13 protein-coding genes and 1 CRISPR repeat array are annotated in these 17,992 nt (G+C 38.7%); of the genes, 12 read left to right on the top strand and 1 reads right to left on the bottom strand.

All coding sequences use genetic code 11. The features are described 5' to 3' along the window. Positions 1-184 precede the first annotated feature (184 nt). Positions 185-2,584, top strand: coding sequence for an HAD-IC family P-type ATPase (locus J5A74_06720; GenBank protein ID QUI95090.1), 2,400 nt, complete (start codon positions 185-187; stop codon positions 2,582-2,584). Between the two features lie 74 nt (positions 2,585-2,658). Here the strand turns inward: J5A74_06720 and J5A74_06725 are convergent, their stop codons facing one another. After that, positions 2,659-3,702, bottom strand: a complete 1,044-nt coding sequence (locus J5A74_06725; protein QUI95091.1) for a WYL domain-containing protein — start codon at positions 3,700-3,702, stop codon at positions 2,659-2,661. Positions 3,703-3,913: 211 nt separating this feature from the next. Here J5A74_06725 and J5A74_06730 point away from each other — a divergent pair, with 211 nt between their 5' ends. The 11 genes from J5A74_06730 (at position 3,914) to J5A74_06780 (ending at position 17,991) form a co-directional block, all read left to right on the top strand. Continuing rightward, a complete protein-coding gene (locus tag J5A74_06730) occupies positions 3,914-4,129 on the top strand; it encodes a hypothetical protein (GenBank protein ID QUI95092.1) in 216 nt (71 codons plus the stop codon). 39 nt (positions 4,130-4,168) lie between these two features. Next, the gene (locus J5A74_06735) at positions 4,169-4,816 is read left to right on the top strand and encodes an EcsC family protein (protein ID QUI95093.1); all 648 of its coding nucleotides are present in this window, start codon (positions 4,169-4,171) and stop codon (positions 4,814-4,816) included. 125 nt (positions 4,817-4,941) lie between these two features. Continuing rightward, positions 4,942-6,321 carry a CRISPR-associated protein Csm6 gene (locus J5A74_06740; protein ID QUI95094.1) on the top strand — a complete coding sequence of 460 codons (1,380 nt, stop codon included), beginning with the start codon at positions 4,942-4,944 and terminating at the stop codon, positions 6,319-6,321. Positions 6,322-6,424: 103 nt separating this feature from the next. Then, positions 6,425-8,581 carry an anaerobic ribonucleoside-triphosphate reductase gene (gene nrdD, locus J5A74_06745; protein QUI95095.1) on the top strand — a complete coding sequence of 719 codons (2,157 nt, stop codon included), beginning with the start codon at positions 6,425-6,427 and terminating at the stop codon, positions 8,579-8,581. A gap of 301 nt (positions 8,582-8,882) precedes the next feature. Then, positions 8,883-12,646: direct repeats of the CRISPR family, unit length 36 nt; unit sequence GTTTAGAAAATGATTCCCCGTCTAGGGGACGGAAAC. 23 nt (positions 12,647-12,669) lie between these two features. Further along, positions 12,670-12,861, top strand: coding sequence for a hypothetical protein (locus J5A74_06750; GenBank protein QUI95096.1), 192 nt, complete (start codon positions 12,670-12,672; stop codon positions 12,859-12,861). Between the two features lie 221 nt (positions 12,862-13,082). Further along, positions 13,083-13,244, top strand: a complete 162-nt coding sequence (locus tag J5A74_06755) for a hypothetical protein (protein ID QUI95097.1) — start codon at positions 13,083-13,085, stop codon at positions 13,242-13,244. A gap of 349 nt (positions 13,245-13,593) precedes the next feature. After that, a complete protein-coding gene (locus J5A74_06760) occupies positions 13,594-14,745 on the top strand; it encodes a hypothetical protein (GenBank protein ID QUI95098.1) in 1,152 nt (383 codons plus the stop codon). Between the two features lie 109 nt (positions 14,746-14,854). Next, positions 14,855-15,319, top strand: a complete 465-nt coding sequence (locus J5A74_06765; GenBank protein QUI95099.1) for a transcriptional repressor — start codon at positions 14,855-14,857, stop codon at positions 15,317-15,319. Between the two features lie 35 nt (positions 15,320-15,354). After that, a complete protein-coding gene (locus J5A74_06770; protein QUI96847.1) occupies positions 15,355-16,425 on the top strand; it encodes a zinc ABC transporter substrate-binding protein in 1,071 nt (356 codons plus the stop codon). A gap of 10 nt (positions 16,426-16,435) precedes the next feature. Beyond that, the gene (locus J5A74_06775; protein QUI95100.1) at positions 16,436-17,146 is read left to right on the top strand and encodes a metal ABC transporter ATP-binding protein; all 711 of its coding nucleotides are present in this window, start codon (positions 16,436-16,438) and stop codon (positions 17,144-17,146) included. Further along, on the top strand, positions 17,143-17,991 hold the full coding sequence (locus J5A74_06780) for a metal ABC transporter permease (GenBank protein ID QUI95101.1): 849 nt from the start codon (positions 17,143-17,145) through the stop codon (positions 17,989-17,991). Before J5A74_06775 ends, J5A74_06780 begins: the two co-directional genes overlap by 4 nt. The last annotated feature ends 1 nt before the right edge of the window (position 17,992 follow it).

Raw genomic sequence — 17,992 nt, forward strand, 5'->3', positions numbered from 1 at the left:
AGCCCATAGGCTTTAGACTATGGGTAGTTCACGTTTGTGCCAATGTTACAGGAGATGTAGACAAAGCTGTGCAGGATTATCTTCAAGGCACATTGAAGTACTCAAAGGAGGCACATCATTGTGGTGGTCATCACCACTAAAGAATATTGGAAACGCATACAGGATATGCAAATAGGGGGGATTTATGGATGTAATAGATGAAAATACTCCCACATTGGCAGGGCTTAGTAAGTCCGAAGTGGCCGACAGAGTGGCTAGGGGAGAGGGAAATAAGGCCGACATAGGAACAGATAAGACGACAAGAGAAATTATTTTATCTAATCTATGTACCTACTTTAATTTGATATTTTTGGTTATTTCTATTTTGTTGATTTTGGTAGGATCGTATAGAAATCTTACATTTTTGCCAATTATTATTGGAAATACAGTGATTGGAATTGTGCAGGAGCTTCGCGCAAAGAAGACATTGGAAAAGATGAATCTTTTGAGTGCTCCGCATGTCGATGTCCTCAGAGATGGGAAACTAGAAAATCTCTTGTCAGAAGAGCTTGTCAAAGATGATATTGTTTTGTTTTCGGCTGGAAAGCAGATTTGTGCAGATGCTAGAGTTGTAGAGGGAAGCATCAATGTAAATGAATCATTGCTGACAGGTGAGGTAGATGAGATTGAAAAGAATGTTGGCAGTGCGTTGATGTCAGGAAGTTTTGTGGTGTCAGGAGAGTGCTATGCAAAAGTTGAAAAAGTAGGTGCCGATTCTTATATTTCAAAGCTGAGCATAGAAGCAAAGTCGATGAGTGGTAAAGAACAGTCAGAAATGATACGCCAAATCAATTTGATTGTTAAGGCCGTAGGTATTATTATCATACCGATTGCTATTATTTTGTTTTGCCAAAGCTATTATGTCAATCATGATACATTGAGCAAAAGTGTGACTTCAACAGTGGCAGCGATTATTGGTATGATTCCAGAGGGACTCTATTTATTGACTACTTTAGCCTTGGCCATCAGCACAGTGAAGCTAGCTAGAAGGAAGGTGCTACTCCATGATATGAAGAGCATTGAGACTTTGGCTAGAGTTGATGTGCTGTGTGTGGATAAGACAGGAACCATTACAGAGCCGGATATGAGGGTAGAAGAGGTATTCCTTTGTAAAAGTGGTTCAAAGCCTGAGCTAAGTGAGGAGGATTTAAAGAGGACACTGGCTGACTATGTTTTTGCTTCTAAAGATAACAATGCAACAATGAAGTCGCTCAAGGAATATGCAAGTAATATTAAGATCTATGGGGACAAAATACCAAAAAAGATTTTGCCCTTTTCCTCTGCACTAAAATATGGAAGCATCACTTTTGAAGATGGTTGCTATTTGCTTGGAGCACCAGAGTTTATTATGAAAGAGAATTTCGTAAAATTTGAAAATGATGTTTTTCCCTATACACAAAGGGGCAGTCGTGTTTTACTTTTTGCAAAGTATGAGGGAGATGATATTGAAAAAGGGATTACTCAAAATGTCATACCACTAGGATTTGTTGCTTTTTCAAATCCAATTCGTGCAAATGCAGAAAAAACATTTAACTACTTTAGGAGTCAAAATGTTGGCATCAAGGTGATATCGGGAGATAATCCACAGACAGTGTCACAGGTTGCCATTCAAGCAGGAATAGAAAATGCCGAAAATTACATTGATGCAAGTTTACTCGACAGCGACAAGAAAATAGAAGAAGCTATGTCAAATTATACCGTGTTTGGGCGTGTGACACCAAAGCAAAAGCAAAAGATTGTAAAGGCCTTACAAAGGCAGGGGCATACAGTGGCGATGACAGGAGATGGTGTCAATGATATCTTGGCAATGAAAGATGCAGATTGCAGTGTGGCCATGGCCTCAGGAAGCGAAGCCTGTGCACAGGCAGCACAGGTCGTACTATTGGATTCTGACTTTGCCCATATGCCAGACCTCGTGTATGAAGGACGAAGAGTGGTCAACAATATTGAGCGTTCCGCAAGTCTATTCCTAGTGAAGAATATCTTCTCCTTACTTTTGTCTGTGCTGTCGGCAGTATTTTTATTTACTTATCCGCTCGAACCTGCACAAATTTCCTTTGTGAGTATGTTTACCATCGGAATTCCAGGATTTCTTTTGGCGTTGGAGCCAAATAAGAATCGAATTCAAGGAAATTTCCTCAAAAATGTGTTGATTAAGGCGTTGCCGGGAGGACTGACGGATGTGATTGCTGTATTTGCCATTGTGGTTGCCGGAAGTGTATTTAGAATATCCGAAGATAGCATAGGAACGATTGCCACCTTGGTCATGTCTGTTGTCGGATTTATGATTTTGACAAAGATCAGCGAACCACTGGACTATCGGAAGTATCTAGTGATTGCAGTGAATGTTGTCGGGTTGCTATTTTCGGGACTCCTTCTTAGAAGATTGTTTGCATTGACTGACTTGTCAAAAATCAGTATTTTACTTATGGTAATTTTTGGATTTGCAGCGGAGTCTGTATTTAGAAATTTGACTTTGTTGGTAGAGAAGGTAGAAATTTTCTATTTGCAGGCAAGGGAAAAAAGTATAAAAAGCAAAAAGTAATGTAAAAAGAGTTGTGCACAAAAGCTATCAAATTGGATTGTAGATGATCTGATTTGATAGCTTTTGTCATGTTGCTATTGGTAGACTTCTAAAGACTTCTTGTGAAAATCAATAATTCTATCTCTGAGAGAAGGAGGTGATTCTACGATGGCCTCCCCAGGATTAAAGCGGCGAAAGTAGCGATATAACTGTTCCTCAGAGCAATTGAAAGAGTATCGAAAACAGCCATTAGGGGCAGGCTTTTTTTCCTTTATCTTTGGTCTTCCAAAGTAAATATGTCGAAAAGAAGACAGCCCTTTTTTTGTTAGAAGGACACAACTTGTTTCAGGTGGAGTATTGATGGCATAGGAAGCACCAAGGCTTTGGGTAAGTGAAAAGTTTTTTTCAATATCTTCAGGGCAAGGGATAAACAAAGAAGTTCCTTGAATCTGTGACATTCTACTTAATCGAAATGAATAATTTTTTATTGTGTTATTTTCATCCAATCCATAGCAGAAGACATAATTAAACATCTGCTCCTTGCCAAGAAAAATTTTATATGGCATTACAGTGTACCATTGATTATCGGATAAATTGTAAAATTTAATACATTTTTTCTGACAACGACAGGAAATATTCTCATACTCAGACTGGAATATAATCCGTTCGCGCTGGTACAAAGGTTTCTTAAAGTAGAGCTTGAGAATTTTACATATAAATCCTGATCGACTCATATCATGGGGACAATCCTTGTCAATTTCTTCGTATATATTTGTGGTATAGTTTTTTTGAGTCGGCTTAAATGACAAGCGATTTTTTTCAGGTGTATCCTCTGTGTTATTGCTGTGACGAGGCAATAGCTCGTCTGCTTCGTTGTCTAGTATCATGTCGATTAGCTTACGAATATCTTTAGCAATCATAGGGTAGGTATCCAATAATTTTGTAAATTCCTCCATTTCGTCCTTATATTTGTCTTTGTTAAAGTATACATAGAGCAGTCGATTGAGAAAGGCATTGGTGTTTCCTTTCGTTGGTTCGCTGTTCTTATTGTCTTTGAATATTTCAAATAGTTCGATATCGTTGTCCATCATTTTGCGGATCTTAGGTGAAGGATAGATATCAATTTTTGCATTCTCCATTCATTTTCCTCCTTTACCTCCTTTACCCATAAAAGGTGGGTGTAAATTATTGCGATATAGCCATTATAATACTTGTTTTAAGCTAATACAAGGGGGGTGGATTGCTTTTTATAAATACGAATTTTAAATAAAAATTAAAAGTGCTATATTATAGGTGTAACGAAGAGAAAACAAGTTGAAAAGAGTGAGCCGTGAGGCATAGGAGGGTATTATGATGAAAGATGTATGTAGAGCATGTGGAGCTATTGCGGTAAAGGCTATAGAGGAAGGTAAATTGGGGGGCTGGCAAATCACTACTATTGTATTGGGTTTGGGAGTGATTGGTCTGATAGCATATAAAGATACTCTGAATTACAACTATAAGTTACAGTCACTAGGAATTGGTACTCAGGCTATGCGATTGAGTGACACAAGTATTAGGGGATAAAGTAGATGCATAAAACTGGATGTAGTAAAGGAGAAAGCGATGAAAAATGAAGTTGTGACACAAAAACAGCAAGAGCAGGGAATGCAATGGCTGGATGTCGCCTATGGTCAAGCGATAAAAGGCATTGGTCTTGGCGACACAAGTGTAGAAAAAATGGCAGGGGATTATCTTGCAAAATATTCAAGTGCAGAAGAAGCTTGCAAGGCAATGTTAAAAAATCAAGTTAAAAAATGTACATCCAGTGGAGTTATCACAGGTTTTGGGGGTTTTACAACACTTCCATTTACTCTTCCGCTCAATGTCACCAGTGTATTGTATATGCAAATGAGAATGATTGCCTGCACAGCGCATTTGGCTGAGTATTCTCCATCGAGTGATCAGACGGAAACACTTGTCCTTGCCTGCCTTGTTGGGGAGCCATTGACTCAGGTAGCAAAGCAAGCGGGTGTAAAACTGGGAACAAGAGTTGCCACAAATGCAATCAAAAAAATTCCAGGCAAAACACTGACAAAAATCAATCAGGCGATTGGCTGTCGGTTTATTACCAAGTTTGGCACAAAGGGAATTGTAAATCTTGGAAAGGCCGTGCCACTGATTGGAGCAGGTGTGGGCGGTGCATTCGACTATTTTGGAACTCGCACCATAGCTGACAGAGCCTATAAGGCATTTTTTGAAGGAAGGTGGTAGAAAAAAGAAAAAACAATAAGATATTGACAAGATATTGAATAGAAATGAAAAATACCTTACACTACATATAGGAAGGTATGGAAAACATTGAGAACAGATAGTTACAAATGACTAGGAGGTCAAAAATGAATATACTTTTTTCACCAGTTGGAGGAACAGATCCAGTATCAGAGCGCAATTTATATGATGGTTCGATGTTGCATATTTGCAGACATTGTGATATTGACAAGGTTTATCTGTATATGACGAAGGAAATATGGGAAAAACATGTAAAGGACAATCGCTATCGTTTCTTTATTGAGAAATTAGCTGAGCAAAAGAATAAGAAGATCGAATGTGTTATTATTGCAGACAAGGATCTTGAAAATGTACAAGTATATGATCAATTCTTATTTAGATTTGAGAAGGAAATCAATTCGATTGTCAAGGAGTTGAAGGAAGGGGATCAATTTTTTATTAATATTTCTTCTGGAACTCCAGCAATGAAAAATGCGTTAGTTATTTTGCAGGACTTAAATGAATATAACTGCAAGTTTATTCAGGTTTCCACGCCAGAAAGGAAAATGAATCAACAGATCCATGAGAAAAATCTTGATTTGGAATTGATGTGGGAGTTAAATGCAGAGCTAGAACGAGATGGCGAGAATCGATGTGCTGAAAATGTATGCCCATCGCTATCGAGACTTAGAAAAGAAGAGATCATCAAAAAGCATATCGACGAGTATGACTATAGAGCGGCACTTTCTGTAGCAAGGAGCATGGAAAAACACAGCATCCAAAATTATATTGAAGAATTGCAGCGAGCAGCAAATCGCTATAATTTGAATATGAAGAAGGTGGATCGTGACTACAAGAAAGATGGATTTGACATCACACCAGTAAAGTCTGGAGATGCGAGAAAGCTTTTTGAGTACGCATTGTGGTTGAATATCAAGGAAAAAAGGCAGGAGTATATTGACTTTGTCAGAGGTATTACACCAATTGTTGTCGAGCTATTTGAAGTTGTGTTAAAGAGCAAAGGAAAGTTGGACATCAATGACTATTGCAAGGTAAATAAGTATGGTGTCAGAAAGTGGGATCAAGACAAAGTTACACGGAATTTGCCAGGTAGATCGGATAGTATCAGTGAGATCACGGACAGGGAGCATAGAGAAAAGCACAGTGAAGATGCAAATCCATCTAGGTTTAATTTGTCCAATGTATATTCAGAGGCCCTATTGTATCTGTTGAGAAATTTGGCCGATGATACGACACTTCTAGATATTGCAAATAATCTCAGAAGTGTGGAGGAGAAAGTGAGAAATCTTGCTGCACATGATATTGTTTCACTCGATGGCAATGACATCAAGAATAGGACTGGATTTACTCCTTCTCAGATTATGGATATGATAAAGAAGCTTTTTGCCTATACGAATTTTGGCATTAAACCAGAGTATTGGAATTCCTATGAGGAGATGAATAGGGAGTTAAAGAGAAGGATTAGCGACCATGCAAAAAGAAGCTAGATCCATTCAATAGATGAGTGAATATCAAATGAAATGGATGAGGAAGGTAAGTAGAGGAATTTACTTGTCTTCCTCTTTCGAGGATGGTGTAAGGGATGGGGATATGGACGATAAATTTATATTATTAAGGCGAGATGGAAAAGAATTAGAGTATAGCAAAAATTGTGACTGGATCAAGGTCTTAGTGAAAATAGATGCGGCGATGGCACTAGCACCGATTGATGACGATTGTATTGAAAAGATAAATAATGATTTCTATCATGAACTTGTGTTATTGAAACAGCAACTTGGAAGAAATAAATTTGAAAGCAAGGAATGGCATAGTTGTATAAAAAAAGCACTATCTGGACATCCAGAAGTGGCCGATGTGTTTCTTTTTGCAACTAAGGAAGTCAATGCAGGAATTTACGAGCAGATTTGTACTCAAATGAGTAAGATTACCTATGATGGTGATACGAGTAATGGAAGTATGGATAGCAGTTTGGTATCCAGTAAGAGAGCACTTATTGTGGATGCAGTAGAAAAAATCACATATAGCAATTATCATCTTACACCGGAACAGAGAGAAGCTATCAATGATGGATATATTTATATTCATGACATGGGATTTCGAAGAGATACGATCAATTGTTGCCTCTTTGATATGGAAACCGTACTCAATGGTGGATTTGAAATGGGTGAAATGTGGTATGACGAACCAAGCACATTGTCAGAGGCCTTTGATGTCATTGCAACAGTGTCGATGAATGCAGTCGCACAAATTTATGGTGGTTTTACCATTGCACAGATTGATGAGCTATTCGTCAAATATGCAAAAAAGAGCTATGATGTTTATTTGAAAGAGTTGGTAGAAGTTGGAATAGAGATAGAAAAAGCGGATCAACTGGCAAATCAAAAGGTTGAAAGAGACTTTGAAAATGGATTTTTTGCATTGGAAGCAAAGTTCAATTCTCTCATTTCGCCAAGAGGAGACTATCCATTTATTACCATATCATTTGGCATTGGCATGGACAAATATGCCCAGATGGCAACCATTGCTGCGTTAAAGGTTAGAAAAGAGGGACATGGCAAGGAAGGATTTAAGCGACCTGTGCTCTTTCCTAAATTAGTTTTTCTTTATGACAAGAATCTTCATGCCAAAGGCAAACCATTATACTCCCTTTTTCAAGACGCTCTATCGTGCTCGAGCAAGGTGATGTATCCAGAATATTTGAGCCTAACGGGAGATAGAGGGATTGTCTCTGAAGTCTATAAAAAATATGGCAAAGTCATTAGCCCGATGTGTTGTAGAGCTTTTCTTACCAAGTGGTTTGAAAGAGGGGGAGAGATACCAGCAGATGAATATGATACCCCTGTATTTATAGGTAGATTTAATATTGGCGTTGTGTCCTTGAACCTTCCAATGATTTTGGCAAAGAGCAGAGAAGATCATGAGAACTTTTATAATGTACTTGATGATTATTTACATTTAATTAGGAAAATTCATAAGAGAACCTATAAGTTTTTGGCAGAAAAGAAGGCCTATACCAATCCATTGGCCTTTATGCAAGGTGGTCTATATGGTGGTCATCTCAAGCGAGATGACAAGATAGAGCCACTGCTAAAGAGTGCGACGGCTTCTTTTGGAATTACCGCACTCAATGAATTGCAATACTTATACAATAGTAGATCAATTACAGAAGATGGTGAATTTGCCCTAGAAGTTGTGGAGTATATTAATAAAAAGATAGCTGAATATCAAGCTGAGGATCATATACAATATTCTGTCTATGGTACACCAGCCGAGAGCCTTTGTGGAAAGCAAGTTAAATCATTTAGAAAAAAGTTTGGAATAAAGAAAAATGTTAGTGACAGAGATTATTTTTCAAATTCATTTCACTGCCATGTCTCAGAAGATATAACACAGCTAGATAAGCAAAGTTATGAGGCAAGATTTTGGGATTTATTTAATGGTGGAAAGATTCAATATGTGCGTTTTGATGTCCCACATAATATCGAAGCACTAGAAGCTTATGTCAACCATGCAATGGATTTAGGGCTCTATGAAGGCATCAATATTTCACTAGCGTATTGTGATAATTGTGGCTTTCAGTGGAATAACAAAAAGACAAATAGACCAGATGTTTGTCCTAGATGTGGCAAAAAGGAAATGACACTTATCGACCGAATGTGTGGTTATATTGCCTTTTCAAAAATACATGGAAAGTCAAGGTTAAATGAAGCGAAAATGGCAGAGGTCTATGATCGGATTTCTATGTAAGTTGTGTTTGTGAATATGTGAATATGGGTAAAAGCAAAAAAGATGGGAAGACAAGATGCTCTCATCTTTTTGGTTTTATAAAATTTGTCACAAAATAAAGTGTTTGCAAAAGCTCTTTTTTGTGTTATACTTACTAAGGCAATTGAGGAAAATTCCATTTTGCCCCGATGGCTTAAAATGGTGCTTTTTGGGGTATGTGGGTTGATTTTCACTTGATTTAAGGGCAAAAAAGTACTTGTTAAATTTTTAGCCCGAAAAGTGCCTCGCAACCCATGGAATTTACAGGGTTTGCAGGGATAGGGTTTAGAAAATGATTCCCCGTCTAGGGGACGGAAACGACAGCCTACAACTTAGATGGCGGTGGCTCAGTTTAGAAAATGATTCCCCGTCTAGGGGACGGAAACCATCTCTTATCATCATACTTCTTACTGAGATGGTTTGTAAGTTTAGAAAATGATTCCCCGTCTAGGGGACGGAAACTATGGTAGAAGATGGTGAAGTATCAGATGTTATTCTCGGTTTAGAAAATGATTCCCCGTCTAGGGGACGGAAACCATTAACTGATTCATACCATTTAACATATTTGGACTAATCTGTTTAGAAAATGATTCCCCGTCTAGGGGACGGAAACTAGAGAGGCAGCTTTTTTCATTTTACTTGACATTTTTGTTTAGAAAATGATTCCCCGTCTAGGGGACGGAAACATTGATTTAGCTATGTCATCAATACTAAATTCGTACTGGTTTAGAAAATGATTCCCCGTCTAGGGGACGGAAACGGCAAGAAAAGGACTTGGTAAGGGGCTGGGTGCGATTTTTGGGTTTAGAAAATGATTCCCCGTCTAGGGGACGGAAACTTAAATCAAATTGCTTACCTTTATCCTCAGTATATTCGTCGTTATGTTTAGAAAATGATTCCCCGTCTAGGGGACGGAAACAGCTACAGCCGACCTCGACAACATTGATCCTGATAAACTCGTTTAGAAAATGATTCCCCGTCTAGGGGACGGAAACCTCATAATGGTTTCCTTTCTCCCCGTATAGCCGTTGTTTAGAAAATGATTCCCCGTCTAGGGGACGGAAACCAAATGGTAGTATTTTGTTTAAAGGGTGAAGATGCACTAGAGTTTAGAAAATGATTCCCCGTCTAGGGGACGGAAACAATGGCGAGAGCGTTCTTAGCCATCTCGACTTTCGTTTAGAAAATGATTCCCCGTCTAGGGGACGGAAACTTTGAGACTCCAGCTCAAGAGCAAGATCAAGTTCAGTTTAGAAAATGATTCCCCGTCTAGGGGACGGAAACTATAGTAAAAAGCGTATAATCAGTATATCTGATTATATAGTTTAGAAAATGATTCCCCGTCTAGGGGACGGAAACGTTGATCTGTTCACACACTTCTTCTCTATAATCTTGTTTAGAAAATGATTCCCCGTCTAGGGGACGGAAACATAATTTATAGATAGTCGATTCAAAGGTGCCCTCAAAGTTTAGAAAATGATTCCCCGTCTAGGGGACGGAAACTTCTTTAACCAAAGTATTTCCTCCTTTCAATTATATTACAGTTTAGAAAATGATTCCCCGTCTAGGGGACGGAAACCTTGCACTGTCCATTCTCCTGGTGTTCGATTTGATGGATAAAGTTTAGAAAATGATTCCCCGTCTAGGGGACGGAAACCCATATAAGATCTGTTGCTGCCTTTGAATGTCTTGTTGAACGTTTTAGAAAATGATTCCCCGTCTAGGGGACGGAAACCTACAAAATATTTATTAAATGCTGATTTATCTTGTTTAGAAAATGATTCCCCGTCTAGGGGACGGAAACACCTATAAAGGTATCGACTTAAGATATTCATCATTCTCGTTTAGAAAATGATTCCCCGTCTAGGGGACGGAAACATAGGTGATAATCCAGAACCAATAAAGCATACTACGTTTAGAAAATGATTCCCCGTCTAGGGGACGGAAACTTGATATTGAATATGATTACTCTAGGTCTAAGAAGAAGTAATAATGTTTAGAAAATGATTCCCCGTCTAGGGGACGGAAACTAAAGGAGAAGTTTGTTATGAGTAAGATCAGTAAGGAAGTTTAGAAAATGATTCCCCGTCTAGGGGACGGAAACGCTTAATAACAAAAAATTGATTCACTAGAGTTCTAGTAATAGGAGTTTAGAAAATGATTCCCCGTCTAGGGGACGGAAACGGAGATCTCCTTCTTAGGTGTGCCATCTTTGTTATAGAGTTTAGAAAATGATTCCCCGTCTAGGGGACGGAAACTGAGAGGTAGGAAATCATTCCATCTCTCATCAGAATACTTCGTTTAGAAAATGATTCCCCGTCTAGGGGACGGAAACCATTGTAGAGATTATTGTGCTTTGTCCTCCAGTCAGCCAAGTTTAGAAAATGATTCCCCGTCTAGGGGACGGAAACCATAACGAATCTCTTCGTTCATGTCCTAATCCTCCGTTTAGAAAATGATTCCCCGTCTAGGGGACGGAAACGAACTCCATTTCAATTTCGTTGCATCTTGTAACAAGTTTAGAAAATGATTCACCGTCTAGGGGACGGAAACACTGAGTCTTCCAATTACTAACGAGTGTCAAGTATTCAAGTTTAGAAAATGATTCCCCGTCTAGGGGACGGAAACCTCATCTCTTCGATTGATGTCTCTGGGATTACACCACGTTTAGAAAATGATTCCCCGTCTAGGGGACGGAAACCCTGAAGCAGACTCATGAATGTAAGAGTGAAGTCTACCAGTTTAGAAAATGATTCCCCGTCTAGGGGACGGAAACTTCTCTCTAACGAATGTGCCATTGCTACTTCCACTGTTTAGAAAATGATTCCCCGTCTAGGGGACGGAAACTTAAATTTAGATCATTTTAGGTAATTGCCTACTCTTACCAAGTTTAGAAAATGATTCCCCGTCTAGGGGACGGAAACATAAAGAATTCCCTATGGCTAAGAAAGTGCATAATCAGGTTCCTAGTTTAGAAAATGATTCCCCGTCTAGGGGACGGAAACTTCTACCCACGCCTACTGTTGGATCCGCAGGCACACTTACAGTTTAGAAAATGATTCCCCGTCTAGGGGACGGAAACAAGAGCTGGAAAGCTGGAATCGGCAACTGGACAGAACCATTTAGAAAATGATTCCCCGTCTAGGGGACGGAAACTTTCTGGACATTGGTTGCAGCACAACCTGTGTTCTTCGTTTAGAAAATGATTCCCCGTCTAGGGGACGGAAACAATGCGACTATACAAACTCGTTTTAAGGGATTAGGTTTAGAAAATGATTCCCCGTCTAGGGGACGGAAACCCAATACCCATCGTCCCCTTGGACGATTTTGCCCGCTTTTAGTTTAGAAAATGATTCCCCGTCTAGGGGACGGAAACGGTCATGAAGAGCCTTCCACTTAGCATCTTCATAGAGAGCGTTTAGAAAATGATTCCCCGTCTAGGGGACGGAAACCATTATACATGCAGTGAGCATCAACCCAGCAATTGTTTAGAAAATGATTCCCCGTCTAGGGGACGGAAACGATGACCTCCTACATCGGAAGCAACTGGTTATAAAAGTTTAGAAAATGATTCCCCGTCTAGGGGACGGAAACTCTGGTCAGTGCCGATACATGGATTCAAACTTCCGAACATGGTTTAGAAATTGATTCCCCGTCTAGGGGATGGAAACTATCCAAATGTGACATTATCTAATCTAATAGACTCTATAGAAGTTTAGAAAATGATTCCCCGTCTAGGGGACGGAAACATATATCTTCTGATATTTGGATAGGTTATATAAGTGATGTTTAGAAAATGATTCCCCGTCTAGGGGACGGAAACTGAGCAACGCCTACGCAAATACATCCGCTCATCGTTTAGAAATTGATTCCCCGTCTAGGGGACGGAAACTCAAGCTCTATGATCTTATACATCATGTCGACTATGTAGTTTAGAAAATGATTCCCCGTCTAGGGGACGGAAACCCATTTGCCTTGGCGGCATTGGCAGTGATTACCGACACGATTAGAGTTTAGAAATTGATTCCCCGTCTAGGGGACGAGCACATATATGAAAGGAGTAAAATTCTATGGCTATTGCAACAATTATCTACCTCATTGGGATCATCCTATTTATCAGCTCAGGCATTAGAGCTTTTGCATCGGATATCGAATATAAAAGAACAGGTGAAAGAAAAACCAATTTTCATTTTTCCATTCGATTTATTCTATCTGTTTTATGCTTTATCATCGGTACTTATATTGTGACTCATCTTTATTAAGCAGTAGGGGAGGAAACTTTGCAGATCGAATGATAATATAAGCCAACTTCATCAAACGCATTTATATCCAGTTCTTTTCAACTTAAAATTTTTGCCATAATATCCAATCTTCAAAACAAAAACAATGATTTATAGTGTCAACCGAAGTATTGAATTTTTGTACTATTTGTTATAGACTTAAAAAAGTAACCAGTATACGAGATATACGAAAGGAAAAACTCATGATAGATAATATTTTTGACCACACAAATGATGACTTTTGGGGCGATTTAGGTCTGGATGAAACAAATGATTTTAATGATGATATGCTTTTATGTGAGAGATCAAATGTTGAGCCAGATTATATAGATATCACTCAAGAAATTTTTACACCTGAAGAATAACGAAAAATAAATATCTTTATTTTAGATTAGGTAAATTGATTGTAGATTGATTGATTAGTCTAAAATGCAAAAACTCCAAATTTGAGAGATGTCACACACTGTGTGCTCTCTCTTTTTTATTGCCTGTTTATGTCCATTGGCAATTGGTAACTGCTAAGATTGAAAAATTGATTCTTTGTCTCGGAGGTGAAAGTCTTAGGTTCAATGAAAAAGACAAGAAAAGGTACTATTTGCACAAAAAAATAGTAAAATTAAATAATTTTTTATTTATTATTTAGAAAAAACCTATTATAATATAAATAATATGAAGGAGATTAAGCAATTTTTTCTTTGGCTAAAGGAGGGATAAATGATGAGGAGAAAATATTTTGTTGTTTTTGCTGTAGCGTTGTTTGGATTGAGTGCGTGTGGCAGTAAAGATGCAAAGAGTACAGAAAGTGTAAAGCAGGTTTCAACTTCTGTAGCTCAAAAAAATACGAGTGAAAAAAGTAGGGAGAGCAGGGAAAATGGGACAGCAGAAAGCTCTAGTGCGACAGCAACAGCAGAGACACTAGCAGCAGTCCATAGGATGAAGGCGGATATTATTGCCTATTCATCCGATTATCAAAATGAAGTGATTACATTTGGGAATAACTATGATATCAATACGCAGGGATTTAAGTATGCTTATTATATTGACCCGTCGGTAGCAAAAAAAGAGGGAGTGAAGTATAAGTATGTGCGTGAGGACGGAAAAGAAGTGAATATAACAATGGGGGGATTTGCATTTAATCCGACCACGCCAGAGGTATTGCTTGGAAAGGACAGTCCGTTTTGGGCAGTGGCGATTGATGATTTAGCAACAGACATTAATACTAAGGAAAAGAGAAATGGAAAATACACCGATGCGGGTGATGGTTGGGGGTATTATGTATTGGAACAAAAGTTAGGGAATAGGGTCTATTTGATTACCTACAATGCAGGAGAGAAGGGATTTTATGTGCTCCTATTGTCTCCAGACAGTGAGATTAATGGAGAAGATTTGGCAAAGATCATTGAGAAGATAAAATCGGGGCTTGTTTGCAGTGAAGATGTTGTGGTTATGGATTGGGATACCATTGTCCCAAAGCAAAAAGCGACAATCAACATAGAAGATGTTGGAAGGTATGCAAACAGTATTGAAAATTATGATTCTTATCTTGATTCAATAACATGGAGAGAGTTTGATTTGAGGGAGAAAATTTATCCAAGATTTAAATCATTTTCAATTACAACAAAAAAAGAAGATGCACCAGAAAATGCACAAAAACTTGTAGGTGGTGACAATGTGGCAGAGGGCATTTATAAACGAAAAGATGATTATCAGGGGTATGTTGCTGTGACCTATTGGGTTGTTGGACCAAAACAGGCGAAAGAGCCAGGATATCAAGTAAATATGGAGTACCCAAAGGTAGATGAAGAGTTTATTTTGCCAGAGCTTAGTGAGTTTGAAACTCGATTAAATAATCTAAATTTTTATTAGAAATAAGACGAAAAGAAAGGAAAAGAAGGGAAAAATAGAAATAGGCGGCATTGACCGCCTGTTTTTTATGCAAATTTTTATGTTGATTTTTTAAATTTTTTGTTCTAAAATGAAAATGGTTTTCAAATTAGGGAGGGAACATATGCGCAGTAAGTATCAAACAAAACAGCGTGTGGAATTACTTGCTTATCTGGAAAGGATGTCTGGACAACACATTACAGTCAATGATGCGTGTGAATATTTTAAAGCTCAGGGAAAATCGGTTGGAACGACGACCATCTATCGTCAATTGGAAAAGATGGTGAATCAGGGAATTGTGACAAAGTATATGATTGATTTGAAAAGTCCTGCGTGCTTTGAATTAGTAAGGGAAGAAGGAGAAGATGAAGATCATTGCTATCACTGTAAATGCGAAATTTGTCAAAAGGTGATTCATATTCATTGTGACGAGATTCCACAGATGCAAGAACATGTGAGGGAGCATCATGGATTTATTATTAATCCCAAACGCACAGTTTTTTATGGTGTATGTGACGAGTGTTCAGCACAATTATCAAAGAAGGAATCAATATAAAGGAGGAGAAGGTTATGAATAAAAATTGTAAAAAAATGCATTGGATGATTGGGGTGCTTTTGGCTGTACTATTTGCATTTGGATTTGTTGGTTGTGGGGCATCAAAGCAAACACAGTCTTCACAATCGGGGGATTCACCATCATCTACTGCAACCGCACAATCTACAACCGCACAATCTACAAGTGCACAATCTGCAGGTGCACAGCCTGCAAATTCAAAGAAGCTTTCCGTTGTCACAACAATTTTTCCAGAGTATGACTGGGTAAGGCAGATTATTGGAGACACGAATAGTGCAGATATTACGATGCTCTTAGATAATGGCGTTGATTTGCACAGCTATCAGCCAACTGCAGAGGACATTATGAAGATTTCTAATTGTGATCTGTTTATTTATGTGGGCGGTGAATCTGATGCATGGGTAAAGAAGGCACTTTCTGAGGCAACAAACAAAAATATGAAAGTCATCAATTTGATGGAAATTATGGGAGATAGTGCAAAGGAAGAAGAAGTCGTTGAGGGCATGCAACCTGAAAAGGAAGAAGAGGGAAAGAAAGAAGAGGAAGAGCCAGAGCAGGATGAGCATGTCTGGTTATCACTTAAAAATGCACAAAAGTTTTGCAAGGTGATTGCAGATGATTTGGCAGAGCTTGACCCGGCAAATGCACAAAAGTATCAGGAAAATGTGACTTCTTATTGCAACCAGTTAGCTTCTCTTGATACAGAGTATGCCAATACAGTTAAGTCAGGAAAAAAGAATACAATTCTTTTTGCTGATCGTTTCCCATTTCGCTATTTGGTTGACGACTATGGATTAAAATATTATGCGGCCTTTGTTGGCTGTTCTGCAGAGACAGAGGTCAGTTTTGATACCATTGCATTCTTGGCAAAGAAAGTGAATGAATTGGGACTTTCTTCCATTTTGCAGATTGAAAGCGGAAATGGTCGCATTGCAGATACAGTAAAGAAAACAACTTCTGCAAAGAATCAAAAGACCTTGACTATGGATTCTATGCAATCCACAACAACAAAAGATGTAAATGATGGTGCAACCTATCTTTCTATTATGAAAAAGAATTTAGAGGTATTGAAGGAAGCACTAAACTAAGGAGGACATTATGGCACAAATCACCTGCCAAAATATTACACTGGGATATGAAGGGCACGCAGTCGCAAGAGATATTAGTTTTACTGTAAATTCGGGCGATTATCTTTGTATTGTTGGAGAAAATGGCTCTGGAAAATCGACATTGATGAAAACAATCCTTGGACTTTTGCCACCACTTGCTGGAAAGATTCTGACAGGTGATCACTTAAAGCAGACAGAGATTGGATATTTGCCACAGCAAACGGAGGTGCAAAGGGATTTTCCCGCCTCGGTGGCAGAAATTGTTTTGTCAGGCTGTCAGGGAAGAATGGGACTTCGACCATTCTATGGGGCAAAGGAAAAGGAATTGGCAGAAAAGAATATGGATCGAATGCGGATTCGAGAATTTTCTAAGAGATGCTACCGAGAATTGTCGGGTGGTCAACAGCAACGAGTGCTCCTTGCGAGGGCATTGTGTGCGACACAGAAGTGTTTGCTTTTGGATGAACCTGTGTCGGGGCTTGATCCGAAGGTCACAGCAGAGATGTATGCGACAATAGAAGAATTAAATAAAGAGGGGACGACGATTATTATGATATCTCATGATATTTCAGCCGCTGTGCGATATGCCAGTCATATTTTGCACATCAGTCAAAATATTTTCTTTGGGACAAGAGAAGAATATCTAAAAAGTCCAGCAGGAAGAATCTTTCTGGAGCAAGAAGGTGGTGAAAGATCATGAATATAGTTGAGAAGTTATTTCTCTATTTGAATTATCCATTTGTGCAATATGCCTTGATTGTTGGTGTTTTGATTGCACTTTGCTCCTCTTTGTTGGGGGTAACCTTGGTATTAAAACGATTTTCTTTTATTGGTGATGGCTTGTCCCATGTTTCTTTTGGAGCCTTGGCAATTGCTTCGATTTTAAATTTGACGGACAAGATGATGTTAGTGTTGCCCATTACCATTATTTGTGCCATATTACTGCTTCGGACGGGGCAGAATACAAAGATCAAGGGCGATGCGGCCATTGCAATGATTTCTGTGGGGGCCTTGGCCTTTGGATATTTATTGATGAATTTGTTTGCAAAATCCTCAAATCTTTCGGGCGATGTGTGTAGCACATTGTTTGGTTCGACATCCATTCTCACTCTGAGTAAGGGAGAAGTGTGGATATGCACCATTTTGTCCATTATTGTGTTGTTGATTTTTATTTTCTTTTATCATAAAATTTTTGATGTGACATTTGATGAAAACTTTGCGAGGGCCGCAGGAACGAAGGTCGACAATTATAATTTGCTCATTGCGATTGTTATTGCGATTATTATTGTATTGGCAATGAAATTAGTAGGTTCACTTTTAATTTCAGCTTTGATTATTTTTCCTGCCTTGTCAGCAATGAGAATGTTTCATAGTTTTAAATCTGTAACCATTTGTTCGGCTATTTTTTCTGTGATCTGTGCTACGATTGGAATGGTGATTGCCATTGTGGCAGGGACGCCTGTCGGATCGACGATTGTTGCGGTGGATGTGGTAGCCTTTTTCCTTAGCTATATTGCAGGAAATGTGATGGGAGGTAGAGCGTAGT

The sequence above is a fragment of the Lachnospiraceae bacterium oral taxon 096 genome (assembly GCA_018141845.1).
In the GTDB taxonomy this organism is placed as follows: Bacteria; Bacillota; Clostridia; order Lachnospirales; family Lachnospiraceae; genus F0428.